A 20,791-nucleotide genomic window follows, 5' to 3' on the forward strand; every position below is an offset into this window, starting at 1 on the left:
AAGGGCGGAAGGTGCCGTCGTGCGGCAGGCGCGTCGGGTGCGCGCGTTTTCGTAGATGAGTGCCGCCGGCGGAAGGCCGGGCACCGGACGCCGATGCAGGCGGAGCGTCCGGGCCATTCTGTCATGTCGACATTTGCGCTTTCATGCCAATTGCTGACTTGATCGATTCAGCATTTGAATCGATCGAACGAGGTGCGCGGTCATGCGTGCGCGTCGTCCGCGCCGCTGCCGTGATGGCGCGCCACATGCTGCGCGAGAAACTCGACGGCGGCGCGCACGCCGGGCAACTGGCCGCGCCGGTGTGGCATCAGCAGCGTCGTCGTGACGGTGCCGGCGCACCAGCCGGGCAGCACGCGCACGAGTGCGCCGGACGCGAGCGCGGCGCCGGCGATCCAGTCGGGCAGGCACGCGAGGCCGAGGCCGGCCGTCGCTGCCTGCAGCAGCAGCGTCGATTCGTCGGCCTGCAGCCTCAGGCGCGGCGTCACGTCGACGGCGTCGCCGCCGCGCTGCAGCCGCCACGGCTGCGGGCCCGGGTGGAGCCCGTCGTGCTGCGCGAGATCGGCCGGTGTGTCGGGCGTGCCGGCCCGCGCGAGATAGGCCGGCGCCGCCACGACGACGATCGGCGACGCCGCCAGCGGCCGTTGCACGAGCGCGGAATCGGGCAGCGGCGCGAAATGGCTGCGTACCGCGATGTCGAAGCCTTCCTGTGCAATGTCGACGAGGCGGTCGCTCGCATGAATCTGCAGCAGCAGCTTCGGGTGCGCGATCGCCAGCGCCGGCAGGCACGGCGCGAGGATGTGCTGCGCGACCGGCACCGAGCTCGTGATCCGCACGACGCCGGCCGGCTCGGCGGCCTGCCGCAGCACCGCGTCGCGCGCACTTTCGGCCTCGATCACGGCGGCGCGCGCATGCTCGAAGAATTCGGCGCCGACCGGCGTGAGCCGGAAGCTGCGCGACGTGCGATGCACGAGCCGCGCGCCGAGCGTGCGCTCGAGCTCGGCCACGCGCTTGCTGACCGTCGATTTCGGCAGGTCGAGCCGGCGCGCGGCCGCCGACATGCTGCCGGCGTCGACGGCCTGCACGAACAGGTAGAGGTCGTTCAGATTCATTTCCAGCGTCCACACGGAGAAACGACGGGTTTCAATTTTAGTGGCTACTGCGCCATCGTTCGCCATGGGAGCATGACTGCTCGTTCAACTTCTGCGGAATTCCCGATGTCTCCGATCCTTCTCTACGGTATTCCCGCCGGCTGCTCGTTCGGCTCGATCGTCGCGCTCGAATGGACCGGCCGCCCGTACCGGCTGTCGCGCATCACGATGCCGGGCCTCGTGACGAGCGATGCGTTCCTTGCGCTGAACCCCGTCGCCGAGACGCCGGCGTTCGTCACCGCGAACGGCGACGTGCTGACCGAAAGCATCGCGATCCTCGGCCATATCGGCGCGCAGGCGCTCGACAGCGGCCTCGCGTTTCGCCAGGGCAGCGCGGATTTCGACCGGCTGAACCGGATGCTGGCGTGGCTGAACACGACGTTCTTCAGCGCGTTCGGCGCGCTCTGGTACGTGTACGAACACGACACCGAAGGCGCCGAGAAAGCGGCGCTGCAGGCGTACGGCCGCGGCGAGGTGCTGAAGGCGCACCGGCAACTCGAAGCGCTGCTCGAGCGCGGCGAAGGCCCATGGCTGCTCGGCGCGCGGCGCACGCTGGCCGACGCGTACTTCGCCGGGATCGCGCGCTGGGCCGACTATCACGCGGTGTTCGAGCGCGACGCGTTCCCGCGCGTCGCCGCACTGCGCGAGCGGCTCGCCGACGATGCCGGCGTGCAGTTCGCGCATGCGATCGAGGAGAACCTGCCGCCGGCGTCGTCGTCGGCGTTCGAAGGGCATGTATCGCTCGACGACGCGCTGGCCAGCGCGCGCGGCATCGTGGCGCCGGCGCGGGCGATCTGATCGGCCACCGCGGTCGCCCCCGCAGGATGGAATTCGATGATGACGATGGTTTTTACCCGGATAATATTGACATCCAATTAATACCCGGATAAAAATAGCGTCATTCCGATTCCAGCCTGCGGGCGACCACCATGACGACTTCCACGCTCCTCCCTTCGTACACGGCCTTCGACGGCCACCGGCGGCTCGCCTCAGGCCCGCTCGCGGCGGTCGCGCTCACGGCCCGGCAAGCGGCCGGCGACGCGATGCCCGGTTCGATCCTGATCTTCGATGACGCGACGGGCCGCTCGATCGACCTCGACCTGCGCGGCACGGCGGACGACATTCGCGCGCGCTACGCGGTGCCGTCGGGCGACGCATCCGGCGGCGCCGGCGAGCCGGCAGGCGCGGGCGCGGGCGAACAGCGCGGCCGCGGCCGGCCGAAGCTCGGCGTGGTGTCGCGCGAGGTCACGCTGCTGCCGCGTCACTGGGAATGGCTCGGCGCGCAGCCGGGCGGCGCGTCGGTCGCGCTGCGCAAGCTCGTCGAGGACGCGCGGCGCACGCATGCGGCGGCCGACCGGCAGCGCGACGCACAGGCGCGCGCCTACCACTTCATGTCGGCGATGGCCGGCGACCTGCCCGGTTTCGAGGAAGCCGCGCGGGCGCTGTATGCGAACGATCCGGCGCGGCTGGCCGAACTGGTCGCCGGCTGGCCGGACGACGTGCGCGACCATGCGCTCGCGCTGGCGCGCGGCGATCTGCCGCCGTCCGCCGACGACTGCTGACGGAGCGCCGACGCGATGACCGTATTCGACCTGAACCGCGGCGCGATCGCGCCGGTCGCCGACGAAGTCGACATCGTCGACCTGCGTGTGACGGGCGTCATTCCGCGCGAACTCGACGGCACGTTGCTGCGCAACGGCCCGAACCCGCCGGGCGGCCGCTTCGAAGGCAACGACGTGCTGTCGTGGTGGCCGGAGGCCGCGATGCTGCACGCGATCGCGTTCGACGATGGCCGCGCGGCCGGCTACCGGAACCGCTGGGCGCGCACGCAGCGTTGGGCCGCCGTCCACGCACCGGGGCAGGCGCCGCATCTGCCCGACACCAATCCGAACGTGAACGTGTTGCAGCATGCGGGCGAACTGCTCGCGCTGGCCGAGGGCGGCGCGCCGCTCGCGATTACCGCCGCGCTCGATTCGCTCGGCATGCCGGCACGGCACGCGGGCTTCGACGGCGGGATGACCGCGCATCCGAAGATCGACCCGGTGACCGGCGAGCTGATCATGTTCCGCGCGGACTGGCGCGCACCGTGGCTGCGCTACGGCGTCGTGGATGCGCAGGGCGTGCCGCGCGTCGATCTCGAGATCGAGCTGAACGCGCCGTCGATGATGCACGACCTCGCGATCACCGAAACCCGCAGCCTGCTGCTCGACCTGAACGTCGGCTACGATTTCTCGCTGCTGAAGCAGGGCCACCGGATGCCGCTGCGCTGGCACGACGACCGGCCCGCGCGCATCGGCGTGCTGCCGCGCCACGGCGGTGACGTACGCTGGTTCGGCGTCGAGCCGTGCTTCATCCAGCACGTCGTGAACGCGTACGACTGCGACGCGTCGTGCATCGTGCTCGACGCGGTACGCTATCCGTCGTTCCTGCGGCTCGACGCGCGCACGGGCCGCTTCGCCGACAACCCGGTCGGCGAGCTGTGGCGCTACGTGATCGATACGGCGAACGGGCTGATCGACGAAGGGCCGCTCGCCGACGGCGGCATCGAGTTGCCGCGCATCAACGAAAGCCGGACTGGGCGCTCCTACCGCTACCTGTATGCGGTCGAGCAGCCGAACAATGCGGAAATGCGCGGCGTGATGCGCTTCGACCACGCGCGCGGCACGACGACGCGCTACGCGGTGCCGGCCGGCGACCAGAACGGCGAGCCGGTGTTCGTGCCGCGCCCGGGCGGTGCCGACGAGGACGACGGCTGGCTGGTGGTGATGGTCTACCGCGCGGCGACGGATACGAGCGACGTCGTGATCCTCGATGCGCGCGCGATCGACGCGGGGCCGGTTGCGACCGTGCACCTGCCGCGCCGCGTGCCGGCTGGGTTCCACGGCGCGTGGGTGCCGCACGAACGTTGAACGTGAGCGGCGGCGCGCATCACTGCGCGCGCAGCGCGTCGACGATCTTCAGCCGCGCGGCGCGCATCGCCGGCAGGAAGCCGCCGACGAGCCCCATCACGAGCGAGAACGCGAGCGTCTTCACGACGATCGCGGGCGTCAGCACGAAGCGGAACGACAGGTCCGAGAAGGTCTGGAAGTTGGTCGTCGAGAACGACGCGAACTGCATCAGCGACGCGCACGCGAGCCCCATCACACCGCCGACGAAGCCGAGCAGCAGCGCCTCCAGCAGGAACGCGGCGAGCACGTTGGTGCGCTTGAAGCCGAGCGCGCGCAGCGTGCCGATCTCGGCCACGCGGTTCGCGACCGACGCATACATCGTGATCATCGCGCCGATCATCGCGGCGATCGAGAAGATCGTCGACAGCGTGATGCCGAGGATGTTGATGAACGTCGACAGCGCCTTCGACTGGTCGCCGTAGAAGGTCTGCTCGCGCTTCGCCTCGTCGGTCAGCCGCGGGTCGACGTCGATGTCGGCCTTGAAGCGCGCGAAGCCGTCGGTGCTCGGGATGCGCAGCACCATCGACGAATAGCTGGTGCGCCGGAACGACTGCATCAGCTGGTCGACGTCGCCCCAGATCTCCGAGTCGAAGCCGCTGCCGCCCGCGTCGAAGATGCCGACGATGGTCCAGTCGCGCTGCGCGAAATGCAGGCGGTCGCCGAGCTGCGTGCCGCTGAAGCCTTTCGCGATCGCGCTGCCGACGACGATCTCCGACGAACCGGGCGCGAACGGGCGGCCGGCCACGAGCGTCACGTGCGGCCGCAGCGCGAGGCCGGCCGGCGACACGCCGCGGATCACGACGTTCGACGGCTTGCCGGTCGACGTCTTCACGAGCGAGATCAGCACGACGGCTTCCTTCGACACGAGCGGGCGGCCGTCGGGGCCGAGCGCGACGGCCGGGTGCATCTCGAGCGCGTTGGCCTGCTGATGGTCGATCGAACTCTGGATCTCGGTCTCGGCGCCCTTGCGGATCACCACCGCGTTGTCCGGTTCGCCGGTCGACACGAGCGTTTTCGTGAGCCCTGCGTCGAGCATCTGCACCGTCGCGAACACGAAGATCACGAGCGCCATCCCGCCCGCGGTGAGCGCGGTGGTGAGCCGCCGGGTCCACAGGTTGCGCGCGATGTAGGTGAGCGGGATCGCCATGCGAGCCTCTATCCGATCGCCCGCAGGCCTTCGACGACGCGCACGCGCGCGGCCTGCCACGCTGGCACGAGCGCGGCCGCGAGGCCGACCGCGACCGAACACGCGGCCTGCAGCGCGACGGTTTCGGTCGACACCTTGAACACCGGGAAGAGGCCGCCGGCCGCCTGCTTGAACAGGCTCGCGGCGGGCGGCGTCGCGAGGATGCCGAGCCCGCCGCCGGCCACCGCGATCACGACCGATTCGCCGAACACGATCAGCGCGAGGAACCCGGGGCCGAAGCCGAGCGCCTTCAGCGTCGCGTATTCGGCCGTGCGCTCGCGCGCGCTCATCGCCATCGCGTTGGCCATCACGGCCATGATGATCAGGATCACCACGTACGACACGAGGCGGATCGCTGCGATGATCTGGTTCGACATCGCGACGAAGCCGAGCTGGAACGCCTGCTCGGTCTCGGTCAGCGTTTCGGCGAGCGAGTTCTTGAACACCGCGTCGACGTTGCGCGCGATCGACGCGCCGTCGTCGGGGTTCGCGACGCCGAGCACGAACACGCCGACCTGGTCGGCCTGCTTCGGCGTGCGCTTGCGCACCGTCTCGTTCAGGTAATCCCAGTGGAACACCAGCTGGCGCGTGATCGTCGAATCGTCGCGGCCGTCGAGGATCCCGCGCACGACGAAATCCCACGTGCCCGGATAGATCGTGCCCTTCAGCGGGATCACGTCGCCGACCTTGAAGCCGAACTGCGTCGCGAGCTGGCGGCCGACGAGGCAGCCGCGGCGGTCGCGGTCGTAGTCGGCGCGCTGCTGCGCCGGCAGGATGAATTCCGGATACAGGTCGAGATAGTTGTCCGACACCGCGAAGCTCGCGAAGAAGTTCTTCGGGTCGCGATAGATGCCGCCGAACCAGTTCGAGCGGACCACGGCCGTCACGCCGTCGACGCCGCGGATGCGGTTCTCGTAGCTCACCGGCAGCGGAAACACCAGCGAGATCGCGTTGCGCGTGACGAGTCGCCCGCTGGACGCGGCCGCCGCGCCCGCGTACCACGCGTCGACGACGGTGTGCAGCAGCCCGAACGCGAGCACGGCGATCGTGAGCCCGAGCACGGTCAAGAGCGTGCGCAGCCGGTGCCGCAGCGCGTTGCGCGCGATCAGCTTCAGCACGTACATGTCGCGCGCTCCCGTCGGTCAGACGGCGTGCCCATCGATCAGCTCCCCTTTTTCCAGATGGACGAGCGAGCGAGCGGCGCCGGCCGCGTGCGCGTCGTGCGTCACCATGATGATCGTCTTGCCGAGTTCGGCGTTCATCCGCTGCAGCATCGCCAGCACGTCGGTCGCCGATGCGCGGTCGAGGTCGCCGGTCGGCTCGTCGGCGACGATCAGCACCGGATCGGTGATCAGCGCGCGCGCGATCGCGACGCGCTGCTGCTGGCCGCCCGACAGCTCGGACGGGTAATGGCTCGTGCGATCGCCGAGATTCACCATGTCGAGCACGAGCTCGACGCGCTCGCGCCGCTCGCGGCGCGACAGGTGCGTGAGCATCAGCGGCAGCTCGACGTTCTCGAACGCGGTGAGCACGGGCATCAGGTTGTAGAACTGGAAGATGAAGCCGACGTTCGCGGCGCGCCATTCGGCCAGTTGCGCCTCGGCGAGTTGCGAGATGTCGAGGCCGCCCACGCGCAGCTCGCCGCTGTCGGGCCGGTCGATGCCGGCCACGAGGTTCAGCAGCGTGCTCTTGCCGGAGCCCGACGGCCCCATCAGCGCGACGAAGTCGCCTTCGCCGATGTCGAGCGTGATGTCGGTCAGCACGGGCACGATCTGGTTGCCGCGCCGGTACGACTTCGCGACGTGGCTGAGCTCGACGAGGGGCGGCGGGGCGTCGTTCACGCGCGCTACTTCTTCGCGACGGTCACTTTCGTGCCGTCCTTCAGTTTCGCGCCCGGTGCGAGCACGACCGTGTCGCCGGGTTTCACGCCGCGGATCGCGACGAGCTCGCCGATCCGCGTGCCCTTCGTCACGGCCATCGTATGCACGGCATCGTCCTTCACGACGAACACGACTGGCCGGCCGTCGCGCTCGACCACGGCGCTCGCCTGCACGGCCGTCACCGGCTGCCGGTCCTGTGCTGTCGCCGGCTTCGACAGGAATGCGATCTTCGCGCTCATGTCGGGCAGCACGCGCTCGTCGCGGTCGACGAAGCGCACCTTCACGAGCACGGTGGCCTTCGAGCGGTCGACGGTCGGCACGATGCGCGACACGCGGCCCGCGAAGCGCATGTCAGGCAGCGCGTCGAGCTGGATCTCGCACGGCTGCTCGGCGCGGATCTTCGCGATGTTCGATTCGGCGACGTCGGCTTCGACCTCGAGCGTCTCCATGTCGGCGATCGTCACGACCGCGCCCTTGCTGTCCGACGCGGACGAGAACGGCGTGATGTTGTCGCCGACGTTCGCATGCTTGGCGAGCACGATGCCGTCGAACGGCGCGCGGATCACCGTCTGGTCGACCGCAACCTGCGCGGCCTGCGCGTTCGCCTCGGCCGACGCGATCGCGGCCTGGTCGCTATCGAGCGTCGCGCGCGCCTTGTTCACGCGCGCCGTGTCGGTATCGAGCTGCGCGGCCGGCACGGCGCCGCGCGGCGCGAGCGCGGCAGTGCGGCGCAATGCGATCTCCGCATCCTTCAGTTCCGCCTGCGCGACGCCGAGGTTCGCGCGGGAGACCTGCACCTGCGCGCGCGCCTGGGCAAGCGACGCCTGCACGTCGTTGCTTTCCAGCCGCGCGATGATCTGGTCCTGCTTCACGCGCGTGCCTTCGAGCACGCCGAGCCATTCGACGCGCCCCTGGCCCTTCGACGCGACCGCGGCCTTGCGCTGCGGCACGACGTAGCCGGTCGCATTGAGCTGCGTGTCGTTCTGGTACGGGTAGGCGGACGTGACGGACGTGGTGTCGACGGTCGGCCGGCCGGTGAGCGCGAGGCCGGCGACGATCGCGATGACGACGAGCGCGCCGGCGACCGCATAGCGTGCCCACCGGCGCCGGCGCGGCACCGGGGCGATCGGACGCCGGTCGATTTTCAGTTTGTCCAGATTGTGATCGGGCAATTTGAGCGCCTCGAGACGGCGGCGGTCGTGCGACCGGCCGCGATCCGGTTTCCGGGGAAAGGGACGGATGGACGCCAGTATAAGCGTCGCCCCGGCACCGCGCGAGCCGGTTTGCGGCGCCGTCCGGCGGCGTCGTGTCCGGCCCGTCGGCACCGGCTGACGCGCCTGCCCCCGGGGAAACCCGAGGATGCAAGCAACGTGTCAACTTGCCGCGAACGCGGTGCGTTATGGAACCAGTGCGTCAGGTTTTGTCGCGACGGAACGGCGCAAGCCGGCCTCGCGGCCTGGGGCTCCGGTGCGAATGCCTCGCATCTTTGATTACCGGTACGTTTGATTTTTTCTCCGCTAAAGGAAGAACAATGAAGAAGACGCTCGCTTCGATCATCGCCGCGGCATTCGCGCTCGCATCGGTTTCGGCATTCGCACAGGAGGCGGCGTCGGCGCCGGCAGGCGCGATGGCGCCCGCTTCCGCGCCGATGAAGAAGGATCACAGCAAGCCGAAGCACCAGCTGAAGACCCACGGTTCGGCGAAGGGCAAGGCAAAGGCCGCTGCCGCATCGGCCGCCGGCACGAACGACGCAGGCACGCAGAACTAAGCGGTTCTGCCGCCACGGCCGGCGTTGCCGGTCATCGGTCGGCCAACCCCGCATGCTCCGGCATGCGGGGTTTTGTTTTTTCAGGCGCCGGTTTCGCCCCGTTCGCCGGGATGGTCGGGCCGGACGGGCGGCGGCATGCGCATCGCGTCGACCACCGCGCGCATGCGCCGCCAGTGCGAGCCTTCCCAGAACACGCGCCGGCACACGTCGCACGCGGCGAAGCGCCGGTGCCGCAGCCGGACGCCGGCCGGCACGCGCGGCGCGGCGGCGGCCGCGTCGAGCGGATGCAGCGGCGCGTTGCAGCGCAGGCACAGCCGGAACGGCCGCATGTGCGGCGCGAGATCGAGCCGCTCGAACAGTTCGCGCAACTGGTCGGCCGGCTGCAGCGCATGCAGGTAGCAGCCGCGCACGACCGCGCGTCGCTTGAGCAGCTCGCGGTCGCGCGTCAGCACGATCCGGTTCTCCCGCTCGGCCAGCGCCGCGAGTTCGTCGTCGCGGTAGTGGTTGTCGTAGCAGGTGTCGAAGCCGGCGAGGCGCAGCAGTTGCGCGAGGCCGCCGAGATGCGCGTCGGCGACGAAGCGCCATGACGCCGGTTGCAGCCCGATTGCACCGTCGGCCGCCGGCCGTGCGCATTCGGGAAAGACTTCGACGCGGTCGCCATCGTCGAGCGGCCGCTCGAGCGCGGCCGGCGCGTCGTTCACGCACAGTCGGCCGATTTCGGTATGCGGGACGCCGAGCGCCTCGATCGCATGCTTGACCGTCGCGTCGCGGGCGCACGCGTGCGCGAACGCCCGGTCGCGCTGCGGGCGCGCGAGAAAGGCGTTCAGTTCGCCGTGAAAGCGGAAGGTCGCGGTCGCCATCCGGGCAGTATCGCACCGCGCCCGGCCGGCGGCAGGCGCTGCAGAGCGCCGGCATCTGTGTTTAACTCGCGGCTTCACGGAACGAAGGAGCGGGACATGGATCTCGGGTTTATCGGGCTGGGCGAAATGGGGCAGGCGATCGCGACGAACCTGCTGAAGGCGGGCCACACGGTGCGGGTCTGGAACCGGTCGCGCGAGCGGGCCGAGCCGCTGGCAGCGTTCGGCGCGCAGATCGTCGACACGCCGGCCGACGCGTTTCGCGGCGACGCCGTGTTCTCGATGCTCGGCGACGATGCCGCCGCGCGCGCGGTGTTCGACGACGCGCTGCTGGCCCACGCGCCGCGCGGGCTGATCCACGTGAACATGGCGACGGTGTCGGTCGCGCTCGCCGAATCGCTCGCGCACGCGCATGCGTCGCGCGGCATCGACTATGTCGCCGCGCCGGTGATGGGGCGGCCCGACGTCGCGGCCGCCGCGCGCCTGACGATCATGGCGGGCGGCCCGGCCGAGGCGATCGACCGCGTGCAGCCGCTGTTTGACGCGATCGGCCAGAAGACCTGGCGCTTCGGTTCGCTGCCGCAGCATGCGAACGTCGCGAAGATCGCCGCGAATTTCACGCTCGCGTCGGCGATCGAGACGCTCGGCGAGGCGTCCGCGCTACTGGGCGCGCACGGCGTCGCGATGCGCGATTTCCTCGACGTGATCACCAGCAGCGTGTTTCCGGGGCCCGTCTACGAAGGCTACGGCGCGATGATCGCGGAGCGGCGCTACGAGCCTGCGCGCTTCAAGGCGCGGCTCGGGCTGAAGGACGTCCGGCTCGCGCTGGAGGCCGGCGACGCGACGTCGGTGCCGCTGCCGGTGGCGAGCGTCGTGCGCGACAGCCTGCTCGACGCGCTCGCGCACGGCGGCGGCGACCAGGATTTCGCGGTGCTCGGCGAGGTCGCGCTGCGCCGCGCGGGCCGCTGACACGCGACAGAAGCGCGGTGCGCACGGCATAATCGGCAGTTCGTTTTCCCTACATCATTCCAGGCAGAGGCAGTCATGAACTTGCATACGTGGTGGCTTTTCGTGGCGACGGTGTTCGTCGTGTCGGCGATTCCGGGCCCGAACATGCTGCTCGTGATGACGCACGGCGCGCGGCACGGGCTGCGGCGCTCGTCTGCGACGATGGCCGGCTGCCTGAGCGCGCTGGTGTTGATGCTCGCGGTATCTGCGGCGGGGCTCGGCGCGGTGCTCGAGGCATGGCCGGCGACGTTCAATGCGTTGCGCTTCGCGGGCGCGGCCTACCTGATCTATCTCGGTGTGAAGGCGTGGCGCGCGCGCGTGGACGACGCGCCGGCGGCCGACGTCGATGCCGTGTCGCAAGGGGCATCGGCATCGCGCGCGGTGCTGTTCCGCAATGGCTTCCTGGTCGCGGGCAGCAACCCGAAGGCGATCCTGTTCGCGGCCGCGCTGCTGCCGCAGTTCATCAACGCGGCCGAGCCGACGCTGCCGCAGTTCGGCATCCTCGTCGTCACGTTCGCGGTGATCGAGGTGAGCTGGTATCTCGTCTATGCGGCGTTCGGCACGCGCATCGGCGCCACGCTGAAGAGCCAGAGCGTCGCGAAGGTGTTCAACCGGCTGACGGGCGGGCTGTTCGTCGGCTTCGGCGCGATGATGGCGCTGGTTCGTCACTGATTCCCGACCGACACCGGCGTACCGAACGCCCCGTTCCTCGCGAGAGGGCGGGGCGTTCGGCTTTGGGGCGTCACGTCACCGCTGCCCGCTTACGCACGCGGGCGATTCAACGCCGCCGCGCCGGCCCTGCGTCCGGCCGCCAGCCCGAACACGGCCGCCGCGCCGGCGAACGCGAGCCCGACACCGCACACCGCGCTCCATCCACCCCATGCCCATGCGCTGCCCGCGAGCGCCGCACCCAGCGCGCCGCCGACGAAGAACAGCCCGACGAACAGCCCGTTCAGGCGTCCGCGCGCGGCCGGGTTCAGCAGGTTGATCTCGCGGCGGCCGATCGTCTGGTCGACGATGACGCCCGCATCGAGCAGCGCCGCACCACCGGCCAGCAGCGCGAGCGCGACGCCGCGATGCGCGTGCGCATCGAAGCCGAACCAGCCGGCGCCGGCGATCCCGAGCACGACGAGCGCCGCGAGCATCGTGCCGTGCGCGAGCCGCTGCGCGGCCGGGCCGTGGCCGCGGTCGCCGGCGCGGCCGGCGAGCGGCGTGACGATCGCGCCGCTGGCGCCGGCGAACGCGAACAGCGCAATGCCGTGCAGGTCGAGCGCGAACGGCGGCTGTGCGAGCCGCAGCCCGACGGCGGTCCAGAACGCGCTGAACGCGGCCATCGCGAGCGCGGCCGACAGCGCATGCCGGCGCAGCACCGGCTCGTCGGCGAGCAGGCGTCCCATCGATGCGAGCAACGCGCGGTAGCCGGCCGTGATCGACGGCGTGCGCGCCGGCAGGCGCAGCGCGAGCACGACGGCGATCGCCGCGTTCGCGAGCGCGGCCAGCAGATAGAACGCGCGCCAGCCGGCCGAGCCCGCGATCAGGCTCGCGAGCGGCCGCGACAGCAGGATCCCGAGCATCAGCCCGCTCATCACGTTGCCGACCGCGCGGCCGCGCTGCGCTTCGGGCGCCATCGACGCGGCCATCGGCACCAGCATCTGGATCACGCTCGACGCGGCGCCGGCCGCGAGCGTCGCGAGCAGGAACACGGTGCCCGACCGCGTGAAGGCGGGCAGTGCGAGCGCCGCCGCGCAGACGGCGAGCGTCGTGACGATCAGGCGGCGGTTCTCGAGCAGGTCGACCAGCGGCACGAGCAACACGAGCCCGGCCGCGTAGCCGAGCTGCGGCAGCATCGCGACGAGGCCGGCGAGGCCGGACGGCAGGTGCAGGTCCGCGCTGATCGGGCCGGTGAGGGGCTGCGCGGCGAACAGATCCATCACGATCACGCCGACCGTCGCGGCGAAGAACAGCGTCATGCCGGTGCTCAGTGCGGGCGGCGCGGCAACGGACGGCGAAACGGGGGCGGAGCAACGATTGGCATGGCAGTTCATCGGAAGCCTGGGTGAAGATCGAAGGAACCCCCCATCGTAGGTGCTCGATGTTTATGCGACAATTGGAATATGTCTAACATGATTATGCGAGTTTGTTTTGAATACGCGTGATCTCCAGGCGTTCGTCGCGGTCGTCGACAGTGGGTCGATGGTCGCCGCGGCCGCGAAGCTCCACCTGACGCAGCCGGGCCTGACGCGGCGCGTGCAGAACCTCGAAACGCTGCTTGGCGTGCCGCTGCTCGAACGGCAGAGCAAACCGCTGAAGCCGACCGCGGCCGGGCGCGACGTCTACGCGCTCGCGCGCAACGTGCTCGGCGCGGTCGACGAGCTGATGGCGGCGGGCTCGCCGGACAGCGAGCCGTCCGGCGAGCTGCGCATCGGCGTGCCGCCGTTCCTGTCCGAGCTCGCGCTGGAGCGGCCGATCGACCGGCTGCGCGACGCGTTCCCGCGCCTCACGCTGCGCGTGACGGCCGGCTGGTCGCCCGCGCTGGTGCAGGGCATCGAGCGCGGTGCGCTCGACGTCGCGACCGTGATGGTGCCGGCGAGCGCGGCGTTGCCCGACGCGTTGACGGCGACGCTGCTCACCACGCAGCCGACGGTGCTCGTCGCCGCGCGCGATTTCCCGCTGCCGGACGGCCCGCTGTCGCTCGACACGCTGGCCGGTTTTCCGTGGGTACTGAGCCAGGACGGCTGCGGGATGCGTTCGGCGCTGAGCCGCGCGCTCGGCGCGGCCGGGTTGCCGTTCGACGTCGCGGTCGAGGCATTCGGTTCCGAGCTGCAGTTGTCACTCGTCGCGCGCGGCGCCGGCATCGGCATCGCCGCGCCGAACGCGCTGGCGCGCAGCGCGCATCGCGATGCGCTGAGGGTGGTGGAAACGGCGGGGCTGGAAACGCGGATCAACGTGTGGATCGTGCACGGCACGTTGCCGGGCCGGCTGGTGCGGCCGGTCGCGCTGCTGCGCGACGCGCTGGGCGACGTGCTCGAACGGGAGAATGGAAAGGGGTCAGGTGCCGTAACGATGAACTAGAGGCCGCATTCGAGGGAAAATCCTTATTTTCTCTACGGAAATGTTGCATTGCGGAAACTGTTTCGCTATAGTGGCACCTGTCTCCTCCATGTCTCCTCTGATATGGATTCAGCCCGCCACTTAGGCGGGCTTTTTTTTGCCTGCGATTTTGTCGCGGCACTCCATTTGCCGGCGGTCGCCGCGCTCAGAACTTGTACGTCATCCCGACGTAGCTGATGATCGGGTCCGCCTTCAGGTCCGATTTCGACTCGGCGAGCACCGAGCCGTCGGCCGCCTTGATCGTCACCGTCGACGTCGTCTTCAGCGGAATGTAGGTCACTGACGCGACCAGCCCGAAGTGTTCCGTCAGGTTGTATTGCAGGCCGGCGTTGAACACCGGCTGCCATGACGACGACGCTTTCGCTTCCACCGATGTCGTACCCGGCTTACCGGCGCCCGCCGCGAGGATCGCGCCGAGGTTGTCCTGCGTCTGCTTGATGAAGTTCGTGTTGAGCTGCAGGTCGCTGAACCAGTTGTACGACACGCCGAGGCCGAGGAACGGCCGGAACTTCGCGGTGGCCTGCCCGAAGTAGTACTGCAGGATCACCGCCGGGCTCCACTGCCGCACGCTCTTCACGATCGGGTTGACCGACCCCAGCCCGATGTTCTGCGTGCCGAGCGCGCCGGCCGGCCCGGGCGGCTTGATCGTGCCCTGGCCCGACACCTTGAACACCGGCGGCACGCCGGCCACCGACGTGACCGCGATGTGGTCGGTCAGGAAGTGGCTGACCGTCAGGCCGACGGTGTCCGCGCCGTTCGTGCGCAGCCCGGTGCCCGGCGACGTGAACGACGGCGGCAGCCGCAGCGGCGTGTTGATCGGCGTCGGCGCGACGTTGGTCGTCATCGGCGTGCTGCTCTGCTGCGGCATGATGTGGAACCAGCCCAGCGTGACGACGTTGCTGCCGGCGCTCTGCGCGTGCGCCGCGAGCGGCGCCACCGCGGCGGCGCCGGCCGCCGCGCAGAGAAGGGTTTTCTTCATCACGGCTTCTCCCTCCGCTTACTGGACGAATGCGCCGATCGTGAAATACGGCGTCGATCCCGCGTTGTCGAGGAAACCGAACACGCCACCCGTGAAGATGAACTTGCCGGTCGGCGACGTGCTGCCCGAACCCGTGTGGATCGTCGTGACCGTGCCCGGCACCTTCTGCGTGTAGTCGAGATCGAGCGCGGTCGCGAGCGACGCCTGCGACGGCTGGAACGGATCGAGCAGCGTGGCCTGCTTGTCGATCAGCGCGGTGGTCCGGTAGTCGAACTGGCTGTCGACGCCGATGTACTCGCCGTTCTGCGAACCGGCCGCCACGGCCGTCTGCGGCGAGAGGATCGAGATGCTCGATTCGTCGTCGGCGGTCAGGCCCGGCACGCCGTTGCTGTCCGGCGTCGGGTTCGGGTTCGCGACCCCTGTGCGCACGAGGATCGGCACGAGCTGGTTGCGCAGCTTGCCGACGATCATGAAGCCCTTGCCCTGCGGCGTGGCCGACAGCGTCGGCTTCAGCTGGCTCCGGTAGTTGTTCGTCTGGAACGCGCCGCTGCCGTCGGCCGACTGCACGAAGTTCGTGCCCTGCTGCGTGCACGCGCCGCCGGCGAACTGGCCGGTCGTGTCGCACTTGGTCCACGTGCCGTCCGCGTTGATCGTCACCTTCGCATCGATCGACGCCGGCCCGAATTTCTGCGACGGCACTTCGCCGAAGCCGATGTGGCTGTACGTGCCCGCGACCTTCGTGATGTCGGTTTCGATCGACGAGAAGCCGATGAACGGGTAGTACGGGAATTTCGTGTCGGGCACGGCGGCCTGGCCGAGCACGCCGTCGAACTGGATCTCCTTGCCGGGAATCGTGCCGCCCGCGACGCCGAAGCCGACGAAGATGCGCGCCGGACGCGACGCACCGAGGCTCGCGCCGTTCAGGCGGAATGCGCACTGGTTCAGCTTGTTGGTCGGCAGCAGCGTTTCCTGCGTGAGCGTGCCGCTGTCGACGGTGCCCGCGCGAGTCGGCACGACGGTGCCGGTCTTTTGCGGCACCGGCGATTCGACATAGGTGACCTGCCAGGTCATCTTGGTCGTGTCGAGCTGGACCTTCGCGAGTTCGCCGCTGCCCGCGCCGCCCGTGAACACGGTGTTGTAGTCGAGCGACGCAGGACAGAGCCGGTCTTCGACGAGCGGGGGCGGATTGTCGCTGCCGCCGCCGCATGCGGAAAGAAGGGGGGCGGCAAGGGCCGCCGCCAGAATGAGGTTGCGCTTCATGTTGCTCCTCCAGATTTGTCTTGTGCGGCGGCCAGCTCCCTGTCGGCCGCTTCTGTTGTGTGCTCGTCCTGCTTGCGCCGAGCCGAGCGCCTTCGTGCCTTCCCTGCGTCACGCGGCGGCGGGCCGGCCGCCGCGTCCTCGATCGCTACTTGCTGATCTGCGCGCCCACGCCGAAGTACGGGGTCGACGACGTGCCGGTGATCGCCGACGTCGACGTGACGCCGCCGTTCACCGTGCCCTGGATCAGCGCTGCGTACAGCCCGCCCGTCGCGATCACCACGCCCGATGCGGACGGGCCGCTCTTCGGTATCGTCGTCGCGTTCAGCAGGCCCGGCGTCGCCTGGCCGTAGTCGAGCGTGAAGCCGTCTTCCTCGGCCTGCGTGGACGGGTTGATGAACGACGCGTTGCTGCCGCGGATCAGCGCGGCCGTGTACTTGAAGTTCGAGTCCGCGCCCGCGTAGCCGCCATCGATCGTGCCCGACGTGACCGCCGTCGCCGCGCCGAGCACCGCGATGCCCGATTCGTCGTCGACCTGCGCGTCGAGGTGCAGCGGTGGCGTGCCGAGGTTCACGTTGCCCGTGCGCACGATCACCGGCACCGTCGCGCCGTTGAGCTGGCCGATCACCATGTGCGCGGTGGCTGACTTGCCGGTCGCGCCGACGATCGGCAGTTGCGTCTGCGGCAGCGTCTGCGGTGCCTTGGTGCTGTCGAAGTAGCCGCCCTTCGCACTCGTCTTCCACGGATCGCCGGTCGTCTGGCAGCCGCCCGAACCGCTCGACGTGCACGCGCCGTTCGCATCGAACGTCTCGCTCGAGTTCGAGCCCTTCGTCGCGTAGTTGCCCGACGGCACGAGGTGGTAGAGCAGCGCGTTGTACGTGCCCGGCAGCTTCGAGAGGTCGGTCGTCGTGTTCGCGAAGCCGAGGAACGGATAGAAGTCGAAGTGCCGGTTGGGCACCTTGCCGACGTTTTCGGCGATGACGGGGACGATCGTCAGCCCGTCGTACTGGATCGTCGCGCCGGGAATGCCGCCGCCCGCCACGCCCATGCCGACCAGCAGCATCGGCGGGTTCGCCTGGTTGAAGTCGGCGGCCGTCGAATAGGTCGAGCCGTCCGGCGCGGGGCCGGTGCCCGGCGTGAGGACGAACGCGCAGCGCGTCTGCTCGGCGGTCGGCAGCGTGCCGGTCGGCGGGTGAATGACCTTGCCGGTGATGGTCGTGCCGACGCGGCTCGGGGTGACGGTGCCCGTCTTCAGCGGAATCGGCGATTCGAGCCACTTGAGCGTGTACGTCATCGCGACCGCGTCGATGTTGACGCTGACGATCTCGCCGCTACCCGCGCCGCCGAGATACGTGCTCTTCACGATATCCGCGTTGGCCGGGCACAGTGCGCCGTTGATCGGCTGCGAAGGCGGCGGCCCTTGCGTGCCGCAGCTCGAGCCGGAACATTGGGGCGCATCGATCGGCGCGAGCGCGCCACCGGAGTCCCCCCCACCACATGCAACCAGGAAAGGGGCAATGGCAAAGGCCGTTGCCACCCCCTTCGATAAGGCGTGCGACATGCCGCTGTCTCCAATCGTTTAATTGTGCGAGCTAATGTCGCTGCCTGGGTTTTTGCTGTCAATTGATGAACCCGTCTAAAAAAGGCGATTGAAACGGGATCGGCAATTTGAATCCTTGCCCGATAAGGAAATTGGTAAGAATTTAAACGCGAGACAGGCTGCCGAAAGCTGCCGGAGTGGGGGATGCGCGACGCTCGGCATGCTCTCGAAGCGCCTTCCTGCGCATAACGGCAGCGTTTGAATCGACGGTATCCGGTTTATCCCTATTCGGGATTGACTGGATAAGGAAGGGCTGGATTAATTCGCTGGTAATCGCGCAATGGAAAGCTTGTAAATATTTGTAAATGCGCGATCCGGTGTTTTTATATATTGCCTGATACGGGTAAATAAAAAGCCGGCCACTGGCCGGCTTTGCATGGCGTGCGATGCTGAATCAGCGTTTGAGGCCCGCGTCCTCGGCCGCGCCGATGTTGAGGTTCATGCACTGGATCGCGGCGCCCGACGCGCCCTTGCCGAGGTTGTCGAGGCGCGCGACCGTGACGAAGCGCTCCGCGTTGCCGAACACGAACAGGTCGACGCGGTTCGTGTCGTTGTTCGCCTGCACGTCGAAGAAGCCGCCGTCGAGGTTCGCATCCGCATCGAACGGTGCGACGCGCACGAACGCTTCGTCCGCGTAGTACTCGGCGAACACGCGCTGCACGTCCTGCGGCGTCGCGCGCTTCGCGAGCTGCTCGGGCGTGAAGTAGGTCGTCACCGCGAGGCCCTTCAGGAACGGGCCGACGATCGGCGTGAAGATCGGCGCGTTCGCGAGGCCCGTGTGCGCGGCCATTTCCGGCAGGTGCTTGTGCGCGAGACCGAGCGCGTACGGGCGCGGGCTCGCGAGCTTGCCGCCCGGCGCGGCGCTTTCGTACTCGGCGATCATCGACTTGCCGCCGCCGCTGTAGCCGGTGATCGAGTAGCTGTGCGCGGCGAACGTCGGCGCGACGATGCCCGCATCGACGAGCGGCCGCATCGCGAGCACGAACGCCGATGCGTGGCAGCCGGGCACCGCGATGCGCTTCGACGTACGAATCTTCTCGCGCTGCGCGCGGGTCAGCTCGGGCAGGCCGTAGGCCCAGTCGGCGCTGGTGCGGAACGCGGTGCTCGCGTCGATCAGCGTGGTGTTCGGGTTCTCGACGAGCGAGGCGGATTCGCGCGACGCGACATCCGGCAGGCACAGGAACGTGACGTCCGACGCGTTGATCAGGCGGCGGCGCTCGTCGACGTCCTTGCGCTTCGCTTCATCGATGCGCAGGATCTCGATGTCGCTGCGTGCCGACAGGTATTCGAAGATCTTGAGGCCGGTCGTGCCTTCCTGGCCGTCGACAAAAACTTTGGTGCTCATTTCGCTCTCACTGAATGAAACGGGAGCCGCGGCGCCCTGAAACCGCCATTTTAAGACGTCATCCGGCGGCACTGCACCGCGCGGGGTGAAAAAAGACGGCCCGCGGGCCGTCTTGTGTCCCTTTCACGCGGCCGGCGCTGCGTGGCCGCGCGAACGGCGGCGCGCGCGGGCGGGCGGCCGGCCGGGTGCGTTCAGCGTCCGCCGGCCACCCAGCGCGCCGTCGCTTCGGCGATGCGTTGGCCGAACGCCTTTGCGGTGTCGAGGTCGCCGGGCAGCGGGCCCTCGTCGGGCGTCGCGTCCGCCGGCGACTGCGCGAGCAGGCCCGTGAAGCCGCCGACGTAGTTGATGTCGTTGCGCGTGGCCGCCTTCGAGTTGGCCGGCATCATGCCCGTGCCGACCCACACCATCCCATGTTGCATCGCCAGCGTGACGAAATACTGAATCGTCGAGAACTTGTCGCCGTTCATCGTCGCGGAGTTCGTGAAGCCCGCGGCGATCTTGTCCTTCCATTTCTGCGTAAACCACGGTTTCGACGTGGCATCGGCGAACTGCTTGAACTGCGCGGACGGGCCGCCCATGTAGGTCGGCGCGCCGAAGACGATCGCGTCCGCCGCGTCGAGCGCGGCCCAGCCCGCGTCGTCGAGCTCGCCGACGGCGATCAGGCGGGCGGTGGCGCCGGCATCCTGTGCACCCGCGTGCACGGCCTCGGCCAGTTTCTGCGTGTGACCGTAGCCGCTGTGATAGACGATGACGATGTTCGACATGAAGCGTTCTCCGGAAAGGGATGGGAACGGCGGACCGCAGGCTCGCCGCGTCACGCGCCGCACTCGGGCGGCGCGACGGATGCGCGGCGGGATGCCGCGACCGGTGCAGCCGAGTCTAGCAAGCCGAAATGACGGGAAAAAAGCGCGCGGGCCGCGCACAGAAATTCGCGGGCGCGGGCAATCGCGACCTGCAACGGGCGACGGCGTGCGAGCGCTTACTGCCCGTAAGTGACCGTGAGTTGCGCGGTGCCGATCGCGAGCGTGCCGATCTCATGCTCGAACATCGGCGCGGGGCGGCCCTGCGAGATGCGCAGGTCGGTGCCTTTCAGCGCGTAGACGGTGATCACGTAGCGATGCGGCTTGCCGGGCGGCGGGCACGGGCCGCCGTAGCCGTCGATCCCGAAATCGTTGCGCGCCTCGCTCGCGCCGATGCGGCGCAGGAAGCCGGATGCGCTCGCGTCGGCCGGCAGGCTCGTGACGGTCGCCGGGATGCCGGCGACGGCCCAGTGCCACCAGCCGTGCCCGGGCGCGTCGGGATCGAAGATCGTGACCGCGTAGCTGCGCGTGCCGGCCGGCGGGTTGCGCCACGCGAGTTGCGGCGAGCGGTTCGCGCCCTTGCAGTCGCCGCGGTCGAACACGTTCGCGGGCCGCACGCGGGCGCCGGGCGTCAGGTCGTCGCTCGTCACGGTGAACGGGCCTTCGGCATGCGCCGGCAGCGCCGCGAAAACGGCGGCGCACAGGAGGGCGGGGAGGAGGAACAGGGACGGGCGACCCGATGGCGCAGGCGGAGTGATCCGGCGATCCACACGCATATGGCGCATCTCCCGTCACGTGGGCCGGACCGAGGCGCCCGGCGTTGTTGGCGTTGTGTGTTGCCCGCGCCGCTGATGGCGGCGATGAATCAAGTCTAGCATTAGGGTTCGATGAGCGACGCACACCG

At 69.3% G+C, this 20,791-nt stretch carries 20 protein-coding genes; 7 read left to right on the forward strand and 13 right to left on the reverse strand.

Annotation, left to right across the window (positions count from 1 at the left end):
* Positions 1 to 200 precede the first annotated feature (200 nt).
* The gene (locus tag HWX03_RS35480) at positions 201 to 1,175 is read right to left on the reverse strand and encodes a LysR family transcriptional regulator (protein WP_175874507.1); all 975 of its coding nucleotides are present in this window, start codon (positions 1,173 to 1,175) and stop codon (positions 201 to 203) included.
* Positions 1,176 to 1,214: 39 nt separating this feature from the next.
* Here HWX03_RS35480 and HWX03_RS35485 point away from each other — a divergent pair, with 39 nt between their 5' ends.
* The 3 genes from HWX03_RS35485 (at position 1,215) to HWX03_RS35495 (ending at position 4,057) form a co-directional block, all read left to right on the forward strand.
* The gene (locus HWX03_RS35485) at positions 1,215 to 1,946 is read left to right on the forward strand and encodes a glutathione S-transferase (protein WP_175874508.1); all 732 of its coding nucleotides are present in this window, start codon (positions 1,215 to 1,217) and stop codon (positions 1,944 to 1,946) included.
* Positions 1,947 to 2,077: 131 nt separating this feature from the next.
* Positions 2,078 to 2,710: a DUF2239 family protein gene (locus tag HWX03_RS35490; RefSeq protein WP_175874509.1), complete on the forward strand. Its 633-nt coding sequence runs from the start codon at positions 2,078 to 2,080 to the stop codon at positions 2,708 to 2,710.
* A gap of 15 nt (positions 2,711 to 2,725) precedes the next feature.
* The gene (locus tag HWX03_RS35495; RefSeq protein WP_175874510.1) at positions 2,726 to 4,057 is read left to right on the forward strand and encodes a carotenoid oxygenase family protein; all 1,332 of its coding nucleotides are present in this window, start codon (positions 2,726 to 2,728) and stop codon (positions 4,055 to 4,057) included.
* A gap of 19 nt (positions 4,058 to 4,076) precedes the next feature.
* On the opposite strand, the gene HWX03_RS35500 is transcribed toward HWX03_RS35495, so the two are convergent.
* From HWX03_RS35500 to HWX03_RS35515, 4 genes are read right to left on the reverse strand one after another with little or no spacing between them, the layout of a single operon-like run.
* Positions 4,077 to 5,243, reverse strand: a complete 1,167-nt coding sequence (locus tag HWX03_RS35500) for an ABC transporter permease (protein ID WP_175874511.1) — start codon at positions 5,241 to 5,243, stop codon at positions 4,077 to 4,079.
* 8 nt (positions 5,244 to 5,251) lie between these two features.
* Positions 5,252 to 6,406 carry an ABC transporter permease gene (locus HWX03_RS35505; protein WP_175874512.1) on the reverse strand — a complete coding sequence of 385 codons (1,155 nt, stop codon included), beginning with the start codon at positions 6,404 to 6,406 and terminating at the stop codon, positions 5,252 to 5,254.
* Positions 6,407 to 6,424: 18 nt separating this feature from the next.
* Entirely contained in the window at positions 6,425 to 7,123 is a 699-nt protein-coding gene (locus tag HWX03_RS35510) for an ABC transporter ATP-binding protein (protein WP_174432433.1), read from the reverse strand.
* Between the two features lie 5 nt (positions 7,124 to 7,128).
* Positions 7,129 to 8,334, reverse strand: a complete 1,206-nt coding sequence (locus tag HWX03_RS35515; RefSeq protein ID WP_175874513.1) for an efflux RND transporter periplasmic adaptor subunit — start codon at positions 8,332 to 8,334, stop codon at positions 7,129 to 7,131.
* A gap of 359 nt (positions 8,335 to 8,693) precedes the next feature.
* On the opposite strand from HWX03_RS35515, the gene HWX03_RS35520 reads away from it, so the two are divergent.
* Entirely contained in the window at positions 8,694 to 8,930 is a 237-nt protein-coding gene (locus tag HWX03_RS35520) for a hypothetical protein (protein WP_174389400.1), read from the forward strand.
* A gap of 80 nt (positions 8,931 to 9,010) precedes the next feature.
* Here the strand turns inward: HWX03_RS35520 and HWX03_RS35525 are convergent, their stop codons facing one another.
* A complete protein-coding gene (locus HWX03_RS35525) occupies positions 9,011 to 9,790 on the reverse strand; it encodes a Mut7-C RNAse domain-containing protein (RefSeq protein ID WP_175874514.1) in 780 nt (259 codons plus the stop codon).
* Between HWX03_RS35525 and HWX03_RS35530 the strand changes: the two genes are divergently transcribed.
* Both HWX03_RS35530 and HWX03_RS35535 read left to right on the forward strand, forming a co-directional pair.
* A complete protein-coding gene (locus HWX03_RS35530) occupies positions 9,680 to 10,756 on the forward strand; it encodes an NAD(P)-dependent oxidoreductase (RefSeq protein WP_279612264.1) in 1,077 nt (358 codons plus the stop codon). The two genes, HWX03_RS35525 and HWX03_RS35530, sit on opposite strands and share 111 nt — an antisense overlap.
* A gap of 75 nt (positions 10,757 to 10,831) precedes the next feature.
* Complete coding sequence (locus tag HWX03_RS35535) at positions 10,832 to 11,467, forward strand: LysE family translocator (protein ID WP_175874516.1); 636 nt, start codon at positions 10,832 to 10,834, stop codon at positions 11,465 to 11,467.
* An 89-nt stretch (positions 11,468 to 11,556) separates the two neighbouring features.
* Here HWX03_RS35535 and HWX03_RS35540 read toward each other — a convergent pair whose 3' ends face one another.
* Positions 11,557 to 12,840, reverse strand: a complete 1,284-nt coding sequence (locus HWX03_RS35540; protein WP_175874517.1) for an MFS transporter — start codon at positions 12,838 to 12,840, stop codon at positions 11,557 to 11,559.
* A gap of 97 nt (positions 12,841 to 12,937) precedes the next feature.
* On the opposite strand from HWX03_RS35540, the gene HWX03_RS35545 reads away from it, so the two are divergent.
* Positions 12,938 to 13,867, forward strand: a complete 930-nt coding sequence (locus HWX03_RS35545) for a LysR family transcriptional regulator (protein ID WP_175874518.1) — start codon at positions 12,938 to 12,940, stop codon at positions 13,865 to 13,867.
* A 184-nt stretch (positions 13,868 to 14,051) separates the two neighbouring features.
* On the opposite strand, the gene HWX03_RS35550 is transcribed toward HWX03_RS35545, so the two are convergent.
* The 6 genes from HWX03_RS35550 to HWX03_RS35575 all read right to left on the reverse strand — a co-directional run bounded on the left by HWX03_RS35550 (position 14,052) and on the right by HWX03_RS35575 (position 20,663).
* Positions 14,052 to 14,885, reverse strand: a complete 834-nt coding sequence (locus HWX03_RS35550) for an OmpW family protein (protein WP_174432440.1) — start codon at positions 14,883 to 14,885, stop codon at positions 14,052 to 14,054.
* Positions 14,886 to 14,903: 18 nt separating this feature from the next.
* Entirely contained in the window at positions 14,904 to 16,145 is a 1,242-nt protein-coding gene (locus HWX03_RS35555; protein WP_175874519.1) for a DUF2957 domain-containing protein, read from the reverse strand.
* 145 nt (positions 16,146 to 16,290) lie between these two features.
* Entirely contained in the window at positions 16,291 to 17,703 is a 1,413-nt protein-coding gene (locus HWX03_RS35560) for a DUF2957 domain-containing protein (protein WP_175874520.1), read from the reverse strand.
* Between the two features lie 433 nt (positions 17,704 to 18,136).
* Positions 18,137 to 19,087, reverse strand: a complete 951-nt coding sequence (gene argC / locus HWX03_RS35565; RefSeq protein ID WP_175874521.1) for an N-acetyl-gamma-glutamyl-phosphate reductase — start codon at positions 19,085 to 19,087, stop codon at positions 18,137 to 18,139.
* A gap of 191 nt (positions 19,088 to 19,278) precedes the next feature.
* Positions 19,279 to 19,851, reverse strand: coding sequence for a flavodoxin family protein (locus tag HWX03_RS35570; protein WP_175823286.1), 573 nt, complete (start codon positions 19,849 to 19,851; stop codon positions 19,279 to 19,281).
* A 215-nt stretch (positions 19,852 to 20,066) separates the two neighbouring features.
* Positions 20,067 to 20,663, reverse strand: a complete 597-nt coding sequence (locus tag HWX03_RS35575; protein WP_175874522.1) for a YbhB/YbcL family Raf kinase inhibitor-like protein — start codon at positions 20,661 to 20,663, stop codon at positions 20,067 to 20,069.
* Positions 20,664 to 20,791 lie beyond the last annotated feature (128 nt).

The sequence above is a fragment of the Burkholderia sp. BCC0397 genome (genome assembly GCF_902832865.1).
Taxonomy (GTDB): Bacteria; Pseudomonadota; Gammaproteobacteria; order Burkholderiales; family Burkholderiaceae; genus Burkholderia.

Coding starts and splice junctions, on each gene's coding strand:
- HWX03_RS35480 (WP_175874507.1), bottom strand. CDS start 1,175: ATGGCGAACGATGGCGCAGTAGCCACTAAAATTGAAACCCGTCGTTTC.
- HWX03_RS35485 (WP_175874508.1), top strand. CDS start 1,215: ATGTCTCCGATCCTTCTCTACGGTATTCCCGCCGGCTGCTCGTTCGGC.
- HWX03_RS35490 (WP_175874509.1), top strand. CDS start 2,078: ATGACGACTTCCACGCTCCTCCCTTCGTACACGGCCTTCGACGGCCAC.
- HWX03_RS35495 (WP_175874510.1), top strand. CDS start 2,726: ATGACCGTATTCGACCTGAACCGCGGCGCGATCGCGCCGGTCGCCGAC.
- HWX03_RS35500 (WP_175874511.1), bottom strand. CDS start 5,243: ATGGCGATCCCGCTCACCTACATCGCGCGCAACCTGTGGACCCGGCGG.
- HWX03_RS35505 (WP_175874512.1), bottom strand. CDS start 6,406: ATGTACGTGCTGAAGCTGATCGCGCGCAACGCGCTGCGGCACCGGCTG.
- HWX03_RS35520 (WP_174389400.1), top strand. CDS start 8,694: ATGAAGAAGACGCTCGCTTCGATCATCGCCGCGGCATTCGCGCTCGCA.
- HWX03_RS35530 (WP_279612264.1), top strand. CDS start 9,680: ATGCTTGACCGTCGCGTCGCGGGCGCACGCGTGCGCGAACGCCCGGTC.
- HWX03_RS35525 (WP_175874514.1), bottom strand. CDS start 9,790: ATGGCGACCGCGACCTTCCGCTTTCACGGCGAACTGAACGCCTTTCTC.
- HWX03_RS35535 (WP_175874516.1), top strand. CDS start 10,832: ATGAACTTGCATACGTGGTGGCTTTTCGTGGCGACGGTGTTCGTCGTG.
- HWX03_RS35540 (WP_175874517.1), bottom strand. CDS start 12,840: ATGAACTGCCATGCCAATCGTTGCTCCGCCCCCGTTTCGCCGTCCGTT.
- HWX03_RS35550 (WP_174432440.1), bottom strand. CDS start 14,885: ATGAAGAAAACCCTTCTCTGCGCGGCGGCCGGCGCCGCCGCGGTGGCG.
- HWX03_RS35555 (WP_175874519.1), bottom strand. CDS start 16,145: ATGAAGCGCAACCTCATTCTGGCGGCGGCCCTTGCCGCCCCCCTTCTT.
- HWX03_RS35560 (WP_175874520.1), bottom strand. CDS start 17,703: ATGTCGCACGCCTTATCGAAGGGGGTGGCAACGGCCTTTGCCATTGCC.
- argC (WP_175874521.1), bottom strand. CDS start 19,087: ATGAGCACCAAAGTTTTTGTCGACGGCCAGGAAGGCACGACCGGCCTC.
- HWX03_RS35570 (WP_175823286.1), bottom strand. CDS start 19,851: ATGTCGAACATCGTCATCGTCTATCACAGCGGCTACGGTCACACGCAG.
- HWX03_RS35575 (WP_175874522.1), bottom strand. CDS start 20,663: ATGCGTGTGGATCGCCGGATCACTCCGCCTGCGCCATCGGGTCGCCCG.